Raw genomic sequence first — 19,160 nt, 5'->3', positions numbered from 1 at the left:
CATTGTACCGATTGGTATTACTTCACGCTAAGCTCTTGTAGCATCGACTCCGGTAATGCCAACTCATCGTTCTTATTGACATCGATCCCCTGTGACAGAATATTTTTGGCGATCGCTTTCGCCTCATCCAGCGAGTGCATGTTATAAGTCCCACACTGGTATTCATTCAGTTCAGGGATCTTCTCTTGCGATTCAACCTTCAGTACATCTTCCATCGCCTCACGCCAGCTCACCGCAACATCCTGCTCACTGGGCGTACCGATCAGGCTCATGTAGAAACCGGTGCGACACCCCATTGGTGAGATATCAATGATTTCTACCTGATCGGAATTGAGGTGGTTACGCATGAAACCGGCATACAGGTGTTCGAGAGTATGAATGCCTCGCTCACTCAAAATATCCATATTAGGACGGCAGAAACGTAAGTCAAAAACAGTGATGGTATCGCCTTTCGGCGTCTGCATGGTTTTCGCCACGCGTACCGCTGGCGCATGCATCCGAGTGTGATCGACGGTAAAACTATCTAATAACGGCATTACTTCCTTCTCCTTTGCCCATGAGTTTCTCTCACGTTACCTATACCCGTTGTTTTTAAGTATGGCGCTAATGTCCATATCGGCAATGATGGCCACCGTCTTAAAACGGCCACCAGCTACGATTATCATCCAGCTCCTGTCGGCATTGCTTCAATTGCCAACCATAATTTTTTGCCTGTTGCTCCACTTTACGAGAGACTTTTATCAGTGTCGGCTTACTCTTATAGGTGCCTCGTTGATAGCCACCCCGTCCTTCGTGGTAAGCAAGGTACTGGCCATTGGCATCCCATTTAGACAGCCCTAGCTGACGCTGAGTTTCATGGGTATACCAACCCACAAACATCAGCGAATCGCCAAAATCGGTTCGGGAGCCACCATTACCGGTCGCTTTTTGGTAGTCTTGCCAGGCAGGATCCTGCGCCTGAGCATAGCCATAAGCACTACTCACCCGGCCCCAGGGAATAAAACCAAGTACATAGTCTTTGGGGGGACGAGCATCATGTCGAAAGCTACTTTCTTGTTTGACGAAAGCCATCGCAACATTAATCGGTGTCCCCCACTCTTGTTGCATATCGATGGCATCTTCATACCAATCAGGGTTTTCACGAAAAATATTGCAAACGTTCGATTGATCTTTAGGAGGTGGGGTCGCACAACCGCTCATCACCAACACTAAACCGGAAAGCATAACTACGCGCGCAGCCAAAAACATATTTTCACTCAATGGAATATGTACCAAAATAATTTCAATGTAATAACCACTATTTTCAGCTGTTTAATGTATCTTCAAACGGTCGGTAAAACGCGGAGTAGTACACATCCTTTGTCAGTTTGGTCTCGGGTTGAACCAAATGTGTTTATCGCGGTCATAATAAAAGACGGGCAGTTATTGTGTCGTCATCCCTGCGAAATTGTTTATGGGCAGCAAGGCTGCTGCCCAATTTTTTCTCGATCGACCTTACGCAAAAAAGCCTGTCAAATCAGCCTAAATTTATGACATAAACGATAGAAGCCTACCTCTGTCACAATTTAGTTCGCCGCTATTTCAAATCAGCAAAGTAATCTTCTAAATACGCATCGAATGACACGTTATCACTTTGCTCAATGAGTTGCTGGTTTTTAACGGATGCCTGAACTTCCTGCTCAAACTCACTCTTGCTATAGAAGGTAAACTCCCGCCCCTTGAGTTCATCTGCATGCGATGTCGCCAATTCTTTACCAACGGCACCAATGCCTTCATGCTGTTTGATTTGTGCCAGTAACTGCGCAGATATCGTCAACTCAGGATGAATAACCCATTCTTTCAAACGCTGATACGTCTGCTGGTAGTTATCATTACCCGCCGCATTATCCATCGCCTTAGCAACATCTTCCAGCTCAGCAAATACGCGTAATCCCCACTCTTTAGCCAACAGACGTTCACCATTACAGCCAATTTTCAGCATTAACTCAGGATTACGGCCATCAAGGACGACGCGATTCCAGTTATCCCGCCAGCAAGCCAGCTCAGCATCATCCATTTGGGCTGAAGGTGACAACACTGCCCAGGTCAGGAACATATCAAGGAAGCGGACCTGATCTTCCGTGATACCAATCGGGCTGAACGGGTTAACATCCAATGAACGTACTTCGATATATTCAACCCCAGCCCGGCTAAGGGCTTCTGATGGTTTTTCATCATTTTTTGCCACACGTTTCGGACGAATGGGGGCATACAGCTCATTTTCGATCTGCAGGACATTACTATTCAGCTGGCGGTACTCACCCTCAACTTTCACGCCAATATTCGCGTAGTCATCGGATGGAGTGCGAATCGCCTGATTCAGACCATCAAGGTATTGATCCAAGCCATTAAAACTGATTTTCAGCGAACTTTGCGCATTATTGGTATAGCCCAGATCACTTAACCGTAACGCGGTCGCATTCGGCAAATAATAAGTGCCGTTACCCAGTTTTTCAAAATCTGATGGCGAGCCGTGATCTTTCAGGAATGAACCACACAGCGCCGGTGATGCGCCGAACAGGTAAGGGATCAGCCAGCCAAAACGGTAATAGTTACGGATCAGGCCAAAATAAGCCTCAGAAACCGAATCCTGACGTGCTTGTTCACTTTGCTCGCCAAACAGCTGTTGCCAGAATGAATCAGGAAACGAAAAATTGAAATGCACGCCTGAAATAACCTGCATGACACTGCCATAACGGTGTTTCAGGCCTTCACGGTAGAGGGTTTTCATTCGCCCGGTATTCGAGCTGCCATACTGCGCCAGGGTGATATCATCTTCTTTACCGACAAAACAGGGCATCGACATCGGCCACAGGCGCTCGTCCCCCATCTGGCTGTAGGTAAACTGATGGATGTCACTCAGCTGAGTCAATAAGTGATCAACATCTTGCGAGACCGGAGTAATAAACTCTAACAGTGACTCGGCAAAATCGGTGGTGACCCATTTATTGGTTAATGCTGATCCCAAACCGGCAGGGTGGGGTTGAGCAGACAAATCACCTTGAGTCGTAATACGTAGCGCTTCCCGCTCTAAGCCTCGACCAATCTGAGTTAATGCTTCAGGATTAGCGGAAATCTGCTGTAACCTTTGTGAAAAATCCATCAAGGTCATTCTCGTTAATTATCGTAATTTGGAAAATAGGGTAATCATTATTATCAATGATTGCCACGACTTTTATAGTGAAACACTTTTACCACCTGTAAAAAATAACCCTTCAATATACAGGGAAAAAACCGACGTTATAGCAACGTCGGCGAGAAAAATGACAGGCTCTGCCGGATTACATCTGAGGCTGAATCGTTTTGATTGGTATTCCCAGTGTTTCAAATTGCGGTCGCAATGATTTGACATCACCCACGACAATTACCTGGTAATCTTCCGGCTTAAACCATTTCGCGGCCAGCTCATTGAGTCGTTCTTTGCTAATAGAAGCAACAATTTCGTTACGCTGTTCCACGAAATTTTCCGGTAGCGAGTAGGTCAGGATCTGGCCTAACAGTTGCGCCTTTTTCCCGGGGGTTTCATAGTTGAGCGCATCTTTCTGACCGACAGCCAGGCGCATAAAGTTCACTTCTTCATCCGTTACCCCTTCGGTACTCATTTTCTTCAATTCAGCCAGGAACTCTTCTAATGACGCTAAGCTGGCGTCAGCTCGTACCTGGGCATAGTACACCGATAAGCCCACTTCTTTGCCACCAGTCTGGTAGCCACCAGCACCATAGGTATACCCCTTATCTTCGCGAAGGTTTAGGTTAATACGGCTATTGAAGTTACCTGCCAGGTTAAAGTTAGCCAGCTGAGTTTCGTACAGCTCACCGGTTGCATCATACGGCAGTCCCTGACGAACCAGACGGATCACCGTTTGCGGCGCGCCTGGCTTGTCCACCATCCAAATGGCCTGCTTCGCCAGCGTTGGGAGGGCTTGCGGATTAAATACCGGTTCCGCGCTGCCTTGCCACGTTGTCAGGAAGTCTAACTGCTGGCTCAGCGTCGACTCAGCCACATCACCCACAACCACGACATCCGTCCCGTTTGGGGTGTAGTTGCGGGCATAAAAGCGCTTAACATCCTCTAAGGTGATACTAGCCAGTGATGCTTTCGTTCCTTCCGGCGGACGGCTGAACAATGTGCCGCCAAACAGTACTTCTCGTGTTGCCTGGCTCGCTAACCAATCAGGACGCTGATGTTCATACACCGCCCCCTCGATAGCCTGTGCTTTCAAGCGTTCGAAGTCTGCCGGGTTAAACGCAGGCTGAAATAAACGCTCTTCCATGATAGCCAGAGTCTGCGCCAGGTTCTTCTCTAATGATGTCACCGAAACCGTCGTGCTGTACAAACCGGCACTAAAACTGACGGTACTGCCTAACATATCCAGACGCGAAGATAACTCTTCTGCGGTTGATCGCTCGGTCGCCTCCCCCATCATTGCCGCAGTCAGCTTAGCTAACCCGGTTTTATCCTCTGGTTCAAAGCGGCGTCCGGCAGGGATCACTAACTGCAACTCTACCGTTGGCGTTTCATTGTATTTGGTTCCCAGTACATTAATTCCGTTCGCCAGTTCAAACTGATACAAGCGCGGCATGACTGCCTCAACAGGCTGAGAAGGCTGTGGCATCACTGAACGGTCAAAATGATCAACCGACTCTCTCACTGCTAGCTGATCATCGGTGACTTTCTGATATTCAGGGATAACACGTGGCAGCGGAGTATAATTTGGCTTCGCCGCGGCCAATGCTGTTTTACCTTTAGGCACCACACTTAACGTGACGTTCGGGTTACCGTTCAGGTATTGCATATATGCCGCTTCCATGCTGTCAGTGGTGACATCACGCAAACGCTGCAGTTCAACACCTAAATGGTTAGGGTTGCCATAGAACGTTTCGTACGCGGCAAGTTGCGACACTTTGCCGCTCACACTCTGCAAACCGAAAATCGCATTGGCTTCCACCATGCCTTTCAGCTCACTCAGTTCTTTTTCATTGACCCCACGCTGTTCAAGACCATCAAGAATCGAGACAACTTTGCCGTGCACATCCTTTAAGTTGCCTTTGCTGCCACTCTCGCCAATGGCATAAACGTACATAGTACAGCTAAGCTCGGCACAATCATGGTATGCCCCCGCATCAACAACATCACCGGTTTTGACCAGATCCTGATACAGCAGGCTGTTCTTACCCCCGCCGATCACTTTCGCCAGCATATCCAGCGACGCTTCATCTTCCGCGCCGTTATACGACGTTGGCCATGCCATCATCAGCATGGGTTGCTGCACTTTATCTTCCAGGGTGAGGTAGCGAGTCGCATTCAACGTCACGGGGTATTTCGCCGCATTGATCACTTCAGGACCGCGGGGAATTGAGCCAAAGTACTTATTCACCCACGCCAGCGTCTGCGCTTTATCGATATCGCCGCCAATCGTTAGCGTGGCATTGTTTGGGCCGTACCAGCGCAAGAAGAACGCTTTGAGATCATTAACATCAACACGATCTAAATCTTCAACATAACCAATAGTCTGCCAGGAATACGGGTGGGATTGAGGGTATAGGGCTTCGCCAATACGCTCATGAACCAGGCCATAAGGGCGGTTTTCATAGCGCTGGGCTCGTTCATTCTTCACCGTCGAACGCTGGATCTCGAATTTGCGCTGTGAGACAGCCTCAAGCAAAAAACCCATCCGGTCTGACTCTAACCACAACATTTTCTCCAGCTGGTTCGCCGGAACCGTTTCAAAATAATTGGTGCGATCCCGGTTTGTTGTACCATTTAAGGTACCGCCAGCTTCGGTGATCAGACGAAAGTGTTCCTGATCACCGACATGTTCTGAGCCCTGGAACATCATATGCTCAAAGAAATGTGCAAAACCGGATTTGCTTTGCTCTTCACGGGCAGAGCCTACGTGATACGTCATATCGACATGCACTAATGGATCAGAGTTATCTTCATGAAGAACAACGGTTAATCCGTTAGCAAGTGTATATTTACGGTAAGGAATAACAGTCTCACCTTTGGTGGCTGTTACTTGTTCAACGAACGTTATGCCCTCAGGCAGCACAGGGGCTTCATTGGTTTGCCCCATCTGACCACTACAGCCAACTATCGACAGCAGGGTGACACTTAGAATCCACTTTTGCACTTACGCATTCCTTATAATAAACCTTGAACCACCATGGCTAGCACACTGTAACGTAAAGCTTTGCCAAGCATGATGATAAAGAAACTTAGCCAATGACGCATACGCAGCCATCCGGCGGCTAAACATAACGGGTCCCCAATCACGGGTAACCAACTAAAGAAGAGGGTCCAGTAACCATATTTTTTCAGCCACTCTATAGCTTTACGACCATGTTTTTGCTCAGAAGTTTTATCGGGTAATAACCGCCCTAACCAGTAGTTAGTCATACCGCCGAGCGTATTTCCCAGCGTTGCTACCAAAACAACAAGCCATGCAGCGTTATCCCCAAGCTTCAAGGTCGCGATCAGGTTCGCTTCTGAACCGCCAGGCAATAAGGTGGCACTCAGAAAACCGGTGGTGAACTGCATCAATAGTGCTGAATCACCATTTAATAAATCTAGCATTTGTATTTTCTTATATTAGGCCTGTTTATCTTTCAACATCATCGCGGCAATGTTGAAAGATAAACTGGCCCTGGAACAGGGAAACGTCTCTTTACCGCAACCGTTACTGATCTTCCATCGATAAAACAATTTTTCCGCGAGTACGACCACTTTCAATCTGCTGATGCGCACTGGCACCCTCAGCCAAAGGGAATTGTGCCGCAATATGTAACTGCAACTTACCCTGTGCCAGCATCTTAAGCATTGTATTATTTTGCGCAACATTCGGTGCCACCAGCATTCCCTCAGCCTGCAAGCCAAGTTGCAGCGCTTGCTGGCAAACCTGCTCTGCTGTGATCGTCGGTATTGTTACTACCCGGCCACCGTCTTTAACACACGCCAATGCCGCACAACCAACATCTCCGCCCATCAAATCAATCAGCACATCGACCGGTTCAATCTGTTGTTCAAGCCTCCCGCGATGATAATCAATTGCAGTAGCGCCAAGGCCTGAGACAAATTCCACATTTGCCGCCGAGCAACTCGCAACAACCTCGGCGCCTTTTGCGACCGCCAGCTGGACCGCGATATGACCCACACCTCCGGCACCAGCCAGAATGAGGACCCGATCACCGGAAGATACTTTCGCTTTTTCTAACGCCTGCCAGGCCGTTTGCCCAGCCAAAGGCAATGCGGCCGCCTGCATCAGAGCAATTTGCGCAGGCACTTTACTCAATACTTCTGCGTCGGCAACCACATATTCGCTATAACCACCGCCCTGAAGAGGAAAGCCAATAAACCCGGCAACAAGTTCACCGACAACCAGTGACCCAACATTGTCGCCGACTTCAACAATCTTGCCGGCAATATCATAGCCTGGTACCCAGGGCAGGTTATCTTTGTTCTGCTGAGCGGCCCAGCCAAGCCCGGCCCGGGTTTTGGCATCGATAGGGTTAACGCCGGCATAAGCCACTTTCACCAACACCTGATCAGCCGCCAGCGATGGCGTAGAAGCGGCTTGCAAAGTGAGCACCGAGGGGTCGCCAAACTGAGAAATCGCAAGCTGTTGATAGGACTTCATCTTTATTCCTTTTCGTTATTGGTCACGTTAGTCGTTCAAGATATGAGCTGTCATCAAACACCTGATGCGATTTAGGATGGGCTGTACATAAGGACGATAAACAATATACACCCAAAGCCCCTAACGATACGAGATCCAGCATCTTCAGGTGGTTTAGGTATATAACAATAGCAATAAAAAAAACGGGTAGCACGTGGCTACCCGTTTCTATTTGTTTCTAAGTGCTGTGATCAGCGCTAAGTTTAGCCAACCAACGCCAGTAAAATACCGGCCGCTACCGCAGAGCCCAGTACCCCGGCCACATTCGGTCCCATAGCATGCATCAGCAGGAAGTTATGCGGGTTCGCTTCTAAACCGACTTTATTCACCACCCGTGCCGCCATCGGAACCGCCGAGACACCCGCCGCACCAATCAGTGGGTTGATATCTTCTTTACTGAAGCGGTTAAGCAATTTCGCCATCAATACACCGCCGCCGGTACCGATACTGAACGCAACGGCACCGAGCACCAGGATCCCTAAGGTTTCCATCTGGAGGAATTTATCCGCTTCCAGTTTCGACCCTACTCCCAGACCTAGCATAATCGTCACGATGTTGATCAATTCGTTCTGTACCGTATTGGACAGACGATCAACCACACCGGATTCACGCATCAGGTTACCGAGGCAGAACATCCCAACCAAGGGCGATGCCGAAGGCAAGAACAGAATTGTCATCACCAATACCGCCATTGGGAACAGGATCTTTTCGGCTTTACTGACATGACGCAGCTGCTGCATCTGGATCTGACGCTCTTCCGGTGTCGTCAGCGCTTTCATGATCGGAGGCTGAATGATCGGCACCAATGCCATGTAGCTGTATGCTGCCACCGCAATCGCGCCCAGTAGATCCGGTGATAAACGGCTAGCCAGGAAGATCGCGGTTGGGCCATCGGCACCACCTATAATCGCAATCGACGACGCATCAGCCAGGGTAAATTCCATCCCAGGTACGAGGTTTAGCAAGATCGCACCAAACAGGGTGAAAAAGATACCAAACTGAGCCGCAGCCCCTAACAGTAACGTCTTAGGGTTTGCAATCAAGGCACCGAAGTCGGTCATCGCACCGACCCCCATAAAGATCAATAACGGGAAGACCCCGGTTTCAATCCCGATATGGTAGATGTAATACAGCAAGCCGCCCGGTTCGGTAAAACCCGCATTAGGAATATTGGCCAAAATGGCACCAAAACCGATAGGCAGCAACAGCAAGGGCTCAAAGCCCTTACGTATCGCCAAGAAAAGCAGACCGCAGCCAACCAGAATCATGACAATCTGGCCGAACTCAAAATTGGCAATCCCGGTCTCGCCCCAGAGTTTTAATAAACCGTCCATGGAACCCTCTTACGCTAGGCTTAGAATCGGCGAACCGACTGAAACAGAATCACCTTCTTTGACATGAAGCTCTTGGATCACCCCACCACGCGCAGCGCGGATTTCAGTTTCCATCTTCATCGCTTCCAGAATCACCAGTACATCACCTTCAGCCACTAAATGACCGGGCTGAACGACAACCTTAAAGATATTTCCGGCAAGCGGTGCAGATATGGCTTCAGCGCTCTCCACGGGGGCACTGCTTACCGGCGCTGCTGCAGGTGCAGTTGCTGCCGCTGATGTGACAGAAGATAGCTGACCACTAGGGCCCACCTCTACGTCATATACCTGACCATTCACTTTCACACTGTAAGCTTCGATGCCGCCAGCCTGAACAACCGGAGCTGCCGCTGGTACTGGCGCAGGTTCAGTGCCTGGCGCCGGTTCAAAAGCATCTGGATTATTGCGGTTTTTAAGGAAATTCAGACCAACCTGAGGGAATAACGCATAGATCAGAACATCATCAACCGACTGCTCAGCAAGCGTAATATTCTCGGTTTTCGCTTTCGCCAACAGCTTGTCAGTCAACGCCGCCAGCTCATCAGTGAGCAGATCTGCTGGTCGGCAAGTGATCGGCTCGGCTCCGTTAAGCACACGAGCCTGCAGCTCGGCATTTACTGATGCCGGAGTCTTGCCATATTCACCTTTCAATACACCCGCAGTCTCTTTGGTGATGCTCTTATAGCGCTCGCCCGTTAATACGTTCAATACCGATTGCGTACCGACGATCTGCGATGTGGGGGTAACTAATGGAATAAAACCTAAATCTTCACGAACGCGAGGGATCTCTTCCAGTACTTCATCAAAACGATCAGCGGCGCCCTGCTCTTTAAGCTGGCCTTCCATGTTAGTCAGCATACCGCCCGGCACTTGAGCCCGCAGAATTCGCGCATCAACCCCTTTCAGGCTGCCTTCAAATTTAGCGTACTTCTTACGGACGTCGCGGAAGTAGGTTGCAATCGGCTCAAGCTGCTGCAAATCAAGGTTGGTATCACGCTCTGTTCCCTCGAGCATAGCGATGACCGTTTCAGTCGGCGTATGGCCATAGGTCTGGCTCATCGAAGAAATCGCAGTATCAAGAATATCCAGACCGGCTTCAACGGCTTTCACTGCAGTGGCTGCCGACAGGCCTGTTGTCGCGTGGCAATGCAGAGCCAGAGGGACATCACACGATGCCTTGATACGTTTGACCAGCTCTTCCGCTTCATAAGGCTTCAGCAGGCCAGACATATCTTTGATACAAATAGAGTGACAACCAAGATCTTCCAGACGTTTCGCTAGATCGGTCCAGGTATCTAAGTTATGAACCGGGCTGGTGGTATAAGAAATGGTACCCTGGGCATGAGCGCCGACATCGATAGCCGATGTGACCGCTTTTTTAAAGTTACGCACATCATTCATTGCATCAAAGATACGGAACACATCCATACCATTGGCATGGGCACGCTCAACAAATTTTTCGACCACGTCATCACCATAGTGGCGATAACCCAGAAGATTCTGACCACGAAGCAGCATCTGCATCGGTGTTTTCGGCATTGCCTGTTTCAGCGCTCGCAAGCGCTCCCACGGGTCTTCACCTAAAAAACGGATACATGAATCGAATGTGGCTCCGCCCCAGGTCTCTAGGGACCAATAACCCACATTGTCTAACTGCTGTGCAATAGGCAACATATCTTCGATACGCATACGGGTGGCAAACAGAGACTGATGTGCATCACGTAATACGACGTCAGTGATAGCTAAAGGCTTGGACATGTTCGCAAACTCCTTGTAAGTAAAATTGTCCTGTAAATCATTTTAGGCTTTGCGCTGACGATACTGATAAACGGCTGAGGAAATAGCCGCTATCACGTCAGGTTGAACCTCATTATGATGTGAGGCAACGCTTGGCTGTGGCTTTTGAGCTGCGGGTAACGCATCAACAGGGGCCACTTTCGCCAAGAGCTGGACCAAAAAGATCAGTGTGCTAAGAAATATAAATACAACAAACATCCCGGTAAGCATGATTGTTGCGGCTTCCCATAGCAAACTTTCTAAATCTGCCATTTTTGCTTCCTTTCATTGGTTTTATAACTGAACTGGCGCGTTAACAAGTACCACGAGATGCAAAAATAAGTCAAATTGATTAATAAAAATACCGCCTATTAATGAAGATTGCGTCCCATTTTCCCTGTTTAATGGAAAAAAACCTATAAAGGTGCCAATTCAATACAACTTCCTGAAATATAACCATCTATTATTAAGTCTTGCGCCGCAAACCCGCGCTTAAACCGTAGAAAAAACAAGCCTCAACAAGACCATGCTGACGCTTACGTTAACGGAAGCTTGGTTGGGACATTTAAATTTTATCCTTCATAAATAATAACTTAGTAGATAACCAGAAACAAAAACCAACCATATAGTTNCTTTCGCCAACTATATGGTTATTTATTATAAACAGATAGATTTAATGTATAACAAACTGGCCATTCAGTGCTTCCAAATTGCTTTGATATAGAGACAATATCTTCATCAGCTCAGCTTGCTCTCACCAGGCTGCACGACTCTGAATCGACCTGATAACCATCCCATTGGTATAGCACCAAGCAAAAGTATACTTATAGACCCGCATAGACACCGCATAAGCACTAAGCATTAAGCATTAAGCATTAAGCGCAACAGCTTGGTCGTGTATGGGGTATATTTGAGCACTAATGGAGTTGAGGGGCGCATTACGAGGATTATTCCGAAGGAATAGAGAATAAGAAAGGTACAGATACAAAAAAGCCCAGCCGGAGCTGAGCTTTAAATGATGGTGCACGCGGGAGGATTCGAACCTCCGACCGCCTGGTTCGTAGCCAAGTACTCTATCCAGCTGAGCTACGCGTGCACTAATTCTGTTTTACCACAACGACAACTGAAGAATGTCATTGCTTATAAATAATGGTGCACGCGGGAGGATTCGAACCTCCGACCGCCTGGTTCGTAGCCAAGTACTCTATCCAGCTGAGCTACGCGTGCACTGATGTTTCTTTCCACAATCCCATTAAAAAATAATGGCGGTGAAGGAGGGATTCGAACCCTCGATACGGGATAAACCGTATACTCCCTTAGCAGGGGAGCGCCTTCAGCCTCTCGGCCACCTCACCGTCTTGCGGGGGCTCATATTACTGCCAAGCCAAAATAAGTCAAACACTTTATTGCCAAAAAACGACAATCACAGCACGCATGGATACTTAACAGTCAATACGACAACTAAACCAACGTAACCACCGAAATGTCTGGCGTATTTTCAGTAAATCAGGATTGTAATATGAATCGTGGCTGGATTTCTCCAGACACAAAAAAGGCCAGCGAGAATGGCCGACCTTTTCCGAATTAGTAGTTACCAGTACCTTGAGTACCAGCTTCTTTTTCCGCTTGAATTCGCATATAGATTTCTTCACGGTGAACAGATACTTCTTTTGGTGCATTAACACCAATGCGAACCTGATTACCTTTAACGCCCAATACAGTGACAGTTACTTCGTCACCAATCATTAGCGTCTCACCTACGCGACGAGTCAAAATTAGCATTTGTGCTCCTTGAGTTATCTCGGTTTTATAAGAATTTAACGTTTATTATCCAACAATGCTTACGAGTTTGCTGTGACAAGCTCGTAAACGTTCACTGCTCAAGAAACAGCGAGAAGTGGTCGATTATCCAGACTTTCTGGCTCAACCACAAACCTTTTGTGGACGACATCTACAGCTAATTGATGATCATCCTCATTTATCAACAGAGAAAGACAATGAGTAGATCGTTTTTTCTGACGAACCAGAACACCAGCTTCCGCGAGTGCAGCACAAACATGATCAGCTTTGTCCTGCACGTTATCGCCGACTACCGATAGGGTTGAAACGGCTGCCACCTGGTGCATCTTTTTATCCAGCACGAGGTTTAGCCGTGCCAAATCTTCATTTGCTGTAACGATTTGTGTTAAACCCGCAGCGACCGCCTTACACCAACACTGCATACCGAACAGGTTAAGCTGTTCCTGTAATTTAGAGACTGGCATATCAACATCAAGCAGTGTCTGCTGATTTTTTAGTGCTATCCCCACGACATCAGATGCAGCAGAGGGTTCGAAACTAACTAGCGTTCCCTCCCCTTCTTCAAACGAAGAAAGCACCCTAAGTGGAACACCATGCTGTCGTGCATATTCAACTGACTGTAATTGTAGCACTTTAGCACCGTTTCGCGCCATTGATGTCATATCATCGAAATGAACGGCATCAAGGCGACGAGCTTGCGGTACTAAACGCGGATCGCATGTATACACGCCATCCACGTCGGTAAAGATCTGACACTCTGCGGCGTTTAAAGCGCCAGCCAGTGCAACAGCCGTGGTATCTGAACCTCCGCGGCCTAGGGTTGTTATATCCCTTTCATCAGTAATGCCTTGAAAGCCAGCGACTATCACAATCTGGTCTTGCTCAAGCAATTGCTGAATATGACTAGGGTCAATATGGGTAATGTTCGCATCATTATATCGGCTGTCGGTTCTTATCCCCGCCTGCCAACCGGTTAACGATACCGCTGCATGCCCCATTTTATTCAACATCATTGCGAGCAAAGCCATTGAGACTTGTTCACCCGCTGACATGAGAACGTCAAGTTCTCTCGCTGCAGGCACAGCATCTACTTGCTGTGCAAGGCCCAGGAGACGGTTAGTCTCACCAGACATGGCAGAAACAACCACAACCAGTTGCTTGCCTTCTTCTTTGGCTTTAATGACCCGCTCGGCTACAGCTTGGATACGTTCTATCGACCCAACTGATGTACCACCAAACTTTTGCACTATCAGCGACTTATGCGCACTCTGCGTCACTTTACTTCACCTTCCTGGGGCTAATACCCCGTTACCATACATCTTGGTAAAGAGCGCCTTACAGGCGCTCAGCGATCCATGCCTGTGCTGACTCTAGCGCAGCAGGGAGAGCACTTGCATCAGTACCACCTGCCTGTGCCATGTCTGGACGACCGCCACCTTTACCACCTACTTGCTGGGCTACCATATTGACAAGCTCACCGGCTTTCACTTTGCCGATCAAATCTTTGGTTACACCTGCGATTAAACCAACTTTGTCACCACTGACGTTGCCCAGTACAACAATACCGCTACCTAGCTGGTTCTTTAGCTCATCAACCATGCCACGCAGTGCTTTGTTGTCGGCACCGTCTAGTTTAGTGATCAGCACTTTTACGCCGTTGATCTCTTGCGCCTTATTGATAAGGCCTGCACTTTCTTGCGCAGCCAGCTTATCTTTCAGCTTCTGAATTTCTTTTTCCAATTGCTTGCTATGACTAACCAGCGCACTGACTTTAGTCACTACCGATGCCGCGTCTGACTTCACTAAGCCCGCCGTTTCAGAAAGCAATGCTTCTTGTGCATGCAATGCATCAATTGCCGCCGCGCCAGTTACCGCTTCAATACGACGGATACCTGCCGCAATACCACCTTCAGAGGTGATCTTGAACAAGCCGATATCACCGGTATTCTTAGCGTGAATACCACCACAAAGCTCAGTCGAGTAGTCGCCCATGCTGAGTACTCGTACTTCATCATCGTATTTCTCGCCAAACAGTGCCATAGCACCTTTTCCTTTGGCTGATTCAATATCCATGATGTTGGTATCAATGCTGTGGTTAAGACGAATTTGCTCGTTCACCACACGCTCAACTTCACGCAGCTGCGCAGGTTTCACCGCTTCAAGGTTTGAGAAGTCGAAACGCAATGCTTCCGGCTTCACCAAAGAACCTTTCTGAACAACATGATCACCCAGCAAGTTACGTAATGCTTCATGTAATAAGTGAGTAGCTGAGTGGTTCAGGCTAATCGCCGCACGGCGTGGTGCGTCAACGTTCGCCGTTAGCTTATCGCCAACCTTCAGGGCACCTTCAACCATTGCGCCTTTATGACCAATCGCAGCGCCAAACTTCTGGGTATCAGCAACGTTAAACTGTGCGCCTTCAGCAGTCATAACACCAGTATCACCACACTGACCGCCAGATTCGGCGTAGAATGGAGTGTTATCGAGAATAATCAGTGCATCATCACCCGCATTGATACTGTCGACAGCTTCACCGTCACGGTAAATCGCGATAACGCTACCTTGACCTTCGGTGGCGGTATAACCACAGAACTCAGTATCAGCATCAACTTTAATTGCTGTGTTGTAATCGACACCAAACTGACCCGCTTCACGCGCACGCTGGCGCTGAGCTTCCATGGCATCGTTAAAGCCATTTTCATCAATAGTGAAGCCACGTTCACGAGCAACATCGTTAGTTAAATCTGCCGGGAAACCGTAGGTGTCATACAGTTTAAACACCGTTTCACCATCAAGCTCTTTGCCGCTTAAACTATCTAAAGCGTCATTCAAGATTGTCAAACCACGGTCAAGTGTGCGACCAAAGTTTTCTTCTTCGATTTTCAGTACTTTTTCAACAATCGCTTGCTGCTTCTTCAGTTCTTCACCGGCGGTGCCCATGATTTCAGCTAATGGAGCCACCAGCTTGTAGAAGAATGCGCCGTTAGCACCCAGCTTGTTACCGTGACGTACTGCACGACGAATAATACGACGCAGAACGTAACCACGGCTTTCATTTGATGGCATAACACCATCAACAATCAGGAATGCACAGGAACGGATGTGGTCAGCAACCACGCGGAGTGATTGATTAGACAGATCGTCATAACCAATCACTTCTGCTGATTTTTTAATTAGGGTCTGGAAGATGTCGATCTCGTAGTTAGAGTGAACACCCTGCATAATTGCAGCAATACGCTCGATACCCATACCCGTATCAACAGAAGGCTTTGGAAGCGGCTCCATCGTGCCGTCAGCCTGACGGTTGAACTGCATGAATACGTTGTTCCAGATCTCGATGAAACGGTCACCATCTTCTTCAGGTGTGCCAGGACGGCCACCCCAGATATGTTCACCATGATCATAGAAAATTTCTGTACAAGGACCACATGGACCCGTATCGCCCATTTGCCAGAAGTTATCTGACGCGTACGGTGCCCCTTTGTTGTCGCCGATACGGACAATACGATCGGCTGGAATACCCATTTGTTTATTCCAGATCTCAAACGCTTCGTCATCAGTTTCGTAAATGGTTACCAATAGACGATCCTGAGGCAGTTTTAGCTCTTCCGTTAAGAACTCCCAAGCATACTTAATCGCATCTTGCTTGAAGTAATCACCAAAACTGAAGTTACCCAGCATTTCAAAAAAAGTATGGTGACGGGCAGTAAAACCTACGTTCTCAAGGTCATTGTGCTTACCACCGGCACGTACACAGCGCTGAGCTGTTGTCGCTCGAGTGTAGCTGCGCTTTTCAAGACCCAGAAAAGTATCTTTAAATTGGTTCATACCTGCATTAGTGAACAACAGTGTTGGGTCGTTCGCAGGTACAAGAGAAGAGCTCTCCACGATTTGGTGGCCTTTGCTCTCAAAAAACGCTAGAAACGCTCGGCGAATCTCATCAGTGCTCATGTACATTGGGAAATCCTGAATATATGCTTTTATAGAAACCAGAAAAATCGCCTTTACGCGATAGTATCGGACTAAGATAAATTTTTTGGCGGCTATTGTAAAACAACCACGGCGGATACGGGAAATGTTATGTTAAGAATTAAGGCAAATTACTCCTCTGTGGCAGCCAAAGCATAGTTGATTTGGTCAAAATCGAAGCCGCGATACTGTAGAAAGCGAAATCGACGTGCTTTTTCTTTCGGAGAATCGATTGCCTTTTCACCAAATTTTCGCTGCGCGACCTCTTTACCGTGTTCGTACCAGTCAACATCGGACTCTTCAATGGCATGACTGACAACATCTTCCCCGACACCTTTCATTTTCATTTCTTGTTTGATCCGCAATGCGCCCCAGCCTTTGGTAACACCGCTACGCATCATCATGGCAGCATACCGGGTATCATTAAGCCAGTCATATTCCTGGCAATGGTTGATCGCCTGATCGATTTCCTGAGCCTCAAAGCCGCGGGTTTTCAGCTTTCGGCGTAATTCAGTTTCGGCATGATCCCGTCGTGACAGGTAACCAACCGCCGCTTCCTTGGCTGATTGTTTCAACGTTTTATTTCTCATGCAGACTATTCTCCAAATGAAAAAACGGGCCTTGTACCTAGTACAAAGCCCGTTTTTGATATTCTTGTTATTTTAATCGCATGCTGGCGCGGCGGCTATTCAAGGTAACTGGCGACTCAAGATAGATGGTTACTCAAAGCAATCAGTTAGCTCAAGGCAATTAAAACGCTTCTTTCTCTTCTACAGCTGCCTCTTCTACAACTGCATCGTCTTTACTATCAGCAGATTCTAATGTTGCCGGTGTTAATAACATCTCACGCAGTAGCTTTTCAATTTCTTCTGCAATAGCTGGGTTTTCAACCAGGTGTTTGCATGAGTTTGCTTTACCCTGGCCGATCTTATTGCCTTTGTAGCTATACCAAGCACCCGCTTTTTCTACCAGCTTGTTCTTCACACCCAAATCAATCAGCTCACCATTACGGTTAAAGCCTTTACCGTACAGGATTTGAGTTTCTGCTTGCTTAAACGGTGCAGCAATCTTGTTCTTAACCACTTTGATACGCGTTTCGTTACCCACCACTTCATCGCCGTCTTTAATCGCGCCGGTACGGCGAATATCAAGACGAACAGAAGCGTAGAATTTCAGGGCGTTACCACCTGTTGTGGTTTCTGGGTTACCAAACATCACACCAATCTTCATTCGGATCTGGTTGATGAAGATACACATGCAATTGGAATTCTTTAAATTACCAGTGAGTTTTCGCATGGCTTGCGACAACATCCTAGCTTGCAAACCCATATGGCTATCGCCCATTTCACCTTCAATCTCGGCTTTCGGGGTCAATGCAGCCACAGAATCGACAACAATCAGATCAACGGCACCTGAACGTGCTAGTGCATCTACAATCTCTAATGCTTGCTCACCCGTATCCGGCTGAGAAACCAATAACTGGTCAATATCTACACCTAACTTCTGCGCATAGATAGGATCAAGAGCATGTTCAGCATCAATGAAAGCACATGTTTTACCGACTCTCTGAGCGGAGGCAATAACTTCTAGAGTTAGGGTTGTTTTACCTGATGATTCAGGACCGTAAATCTCGACAATACGACCCATTGGCAACCCACCAGCACCTAGGGCGATATCCAGAGATAAAGAACCTGTCGATACAGTTTCAATATCCATTGTCTTGTTATCGCCCAATCTCATAATTGAACCTTTACCAAATTGTTTTTCAATCTGGCCTAACGCTGCGGCAAGAGCCTTCTGTTTGTTGTCGTTCATTCGACTCTCCAACGGATGCTTAAATTAAATACTGAAGTAAACTTATGTGGGTTAGTATACTGTCTATTCATACAGTGTCTAGCGCTGTATGAAAATTTTTTATCTTGCTGTCTGTACCTCGTTCCCCGGAGATTTGCTTAGCCCAGAGCCTGTAAGCGCTGCAGCATGCCAGATAACGATTTTTCAATCGCTTGCTGCCTTACGGCATTGCGATCGCCGTCAAACAAACAGGTCTCCAGCTGCAGCCATCCGGTATTATCCGCCCAAGCGAAACAGACCGTCCCCACCGGTTTGGTTTCGGTGCCGCCGCCAGGACCGGCAATACCGCTGATCGCCACACTGATCGTAGCGTTAGAATTTATCAGTGCCCCTGAGGCCATTTCCCTGACCACGGCCTCACTGACGGCCCCGTGCTCAGCCAGTGTTTCAGCCTGAACCCCTAGCATTTGCTGTTTGGCTTCATTGCTATAGGTGACAAAAGCGCGATCAAACCAGCCGGAGCTGCCTGCAATATCGGTGATGGCGGTCGACACGCCACCTCCGGTACATGATTCAGCCGTTGTCGCAACCCAGCCTCTCCGTTCTAACGCTTCGCCCAAACGCTCTGCAAGCTGCTGTATTTTTTTCATTTATCGCTTCCCTCTTTTCTAACAATAGAATCGAGTATAGAGAGACCAGAAGCCAGAATCGAGAAACTTGAACCTCGCCACTC

Annotated in this window: 15 protein-coding genes and 3 tRNA genes; all 18 read right to left on the bottom strand. The window is 48.0% G+C overall.

The annotated features are described in order from the left end of the window. Positions 1–17: 17 nt before the first annotated feature. Positions 18–536, bottom strand: coding sequence for an S-ribosylhomocysteine lyase (gene luxS / locus L4D76_RS00165; protein WP_428438924.1), 519 nt, complete (start codon positions 534–536; stop codon positions 18–20). Between the two features lie 100 nt (positions 537–636). Further along, entirely contained in the window at positions 637–1,248 is a 612-nt protein-coding gene (locus tag L4D76_RS00160; protein WP_428438923.1) for a transglycosylase SLT domain-containing protein, read from the bottom strand. Positions 1,249–1,576: 328 nt separating this feature from the next. Continuing rightward, positions 1,577–3,142: a glutamate--cysteine ligase gene (gene gshA, locus L4D76_RS00155; protein ID WP_428438922.1), complete on the bottom strand. Its 1,566-nt coding sequence runs from the start codon at positions 3,140–3,142 to the stop codon at positions 1,577–1,579. 178 nt (positions 3,143–3,320) lie between these two features. Continuing rightward, the gene (locus tag L4D76_RS00150; RefSeq protein WP_428438921.1) at positions 3,321–6,173 is read right to left on the bottom strand and encodes a M16 family metallopeptidase; all 2,853 of its coding nucleotides are present in this window, start codon (positions 6,171–6,173) and stop codon (positions 3,321–3,323) included. Positions 6,174–6,184: 11 nt separating this feature from the next. Continuing rightward, complete coding sequence (locus L4D76_RS00145; RefSeq protein WP_428438920.1) at positions 6,185–6,616, bottom strand: YqaA family protein; 432 nt, start codon at positions 6,614–6,616, stop codon at positions 6,185–6,187. A gap of 103 nt (positions 6,617–6,719) precedes the next feature. After that, the gene (locus tag L4D76_RS00140; protein WP_428438919.1) at positions 6,720–7,676 is read right to left on the bottom strand and encodes an NADP-dependent oxidoreductase; all 957 of its coding nucleotides are present in this window, start codon (positions 7,674–7,676) and stop codon (positions 6,720–6,722) included. A 242-nt stretch (positions 7,677–7,918) separates the two neighbouring features. Further along, the gene (locus tag L4D76_RS00135) at positions 7,919–9,049 is read right to left on the bottom strand and encodes a sodium ion-translocating decarboxylase subunit beta (protein WP_428438918.1); all 1,131 of its coding nucleotides are present in this window, start codon (positions 9,047–9,049) and stop codon (positions 7,919–7,921) included. 9 nt (positions 9,050–9,058) lie between these two features. Beyond that, positions 9,059–10,846, bottom strand: coding sequence for a sodium-extruding oxaloacetate decarboxylase subunit alpha (gene oadA, locus L4D76_RS00130; protein ID WP_428438917.1), 1,788 nt, complete (start codon positions 10,844–10,846; stop codon positions 9,059–9,061). Between the two features lie 42 nt (positions 10,847–10,888). After that, complete coding sequence (locus L4D76_RS00125; protein ID WP_428438916.1) at positions 10,889–11,137, bottom strand: oxaloacetate decarboxylase subunit gamma; 249 nt, start codon at positions 11,135–11,137, stop codon at positions 10,889–10,891. A gap of 746 nt (positions 11,138–11,883) precedes the next feature. After that, a tRNA-Arg gene (locus L4D76_RS00120) sits at positions 11,884–11,960 on the bottom strand. Positions 11,961–12,014: 54 nt separating this feature from the next. Next, a tRNA-Arg gene (locus tag L4D76_RS00115) sits at positions 12,015–12,091 on the bottom strand. Positions 12,092–12,127: 36 nt separating this feature from the next. Further along, positions 12,128–12,219, bottom strand: a tRNA-Ser gene (locus L4D76_RS00110). A 229-nt stretch (positions 12,220–12,448) separates the two neighbouring features. After that, entirely contained in the window at positions 12,449–12,646 is a 198-nt protein-coding gene (csrA, locus tag L4D76_RS00105; protein WP_428438915.1) for a carbon storage regulator CsrA, read from the bottom strand. Positions 12,647–12,744: 98 nt separating this feature from the next. Then, positions 12,745–13,941: an aspartate kinase gene (locus L4D76_RS00100; RefSeq protein WP_428438914.1), complete on the bottom strand. Its 1,197-nt coding sequence runs from the start codon at positions 13,939–13,941 to the stop codon at positions 12,745–12,747. A 58-nt stretch (positions 13,942–13,999) separates the two neighbouring features. Beyond that, positions 14,000–16,621, bottom strand: a complete 2,622-nt coding sequence (alaS, locus tag L4D76_RS00095; RefSeq protein ID WP_428438913.1) for an alanine--tRNA ligase — start codon at positions 16,619–16,621, stop codon at positions 14,000–14,002. A gap of 143 nt (positions 16,622–16,764) precedes the next feature. Further along, entirely contained in the window at positions 16,765–17,223 is a 459-nt protein-coding gene (gene recX, locus L4D76_RS00090) for a recombination regulator RecX (RefSeq protein WP_428438912.1), read from the bottom strand. A gap of 160 nt (positions 17,224–17,383) precedes the next feature. Then, positions 17,384–18,448: a recombinase RecA gene (recA, locus tag L4D76_RS00085; protein ID WP_428438911.1), complete on the bottom strand. Its 1,065-nt coding sequence runs from the start codon at positions 18,446–18,448 to the stop codon at positions 17,384–17,386. A gap of 137 nt (positions 18,449–18,585) precedes the next feature. After that, positions 18,586–19,077: a nicotinamide-nucleotide amidase gene (pncC, locus tag L4D76_RS00080; protein ID WP_428438910.1), complete on the bottom strand. Its 492-nt coding sequence runs from the start codon at positions 19,075–19,077 to the stop codon at positions 18,586–18,588. Between the last annotated feature and the right edge of the window lie 83 nt (positions 19,078–19,160).

It is taken from the genome of Photobacterium sagamiensis (genome assembly GCF_050337085.1).
GTDB lineage: Bacteria > Pseudomonadota > Gammaproteobacteria > Enterobacterales > Vibrionaceae > Photobacterium > Photobacterium sagamiensis.
This window is presented reverse-complemented; position numbering and strand designations above follow the sequence as displayed.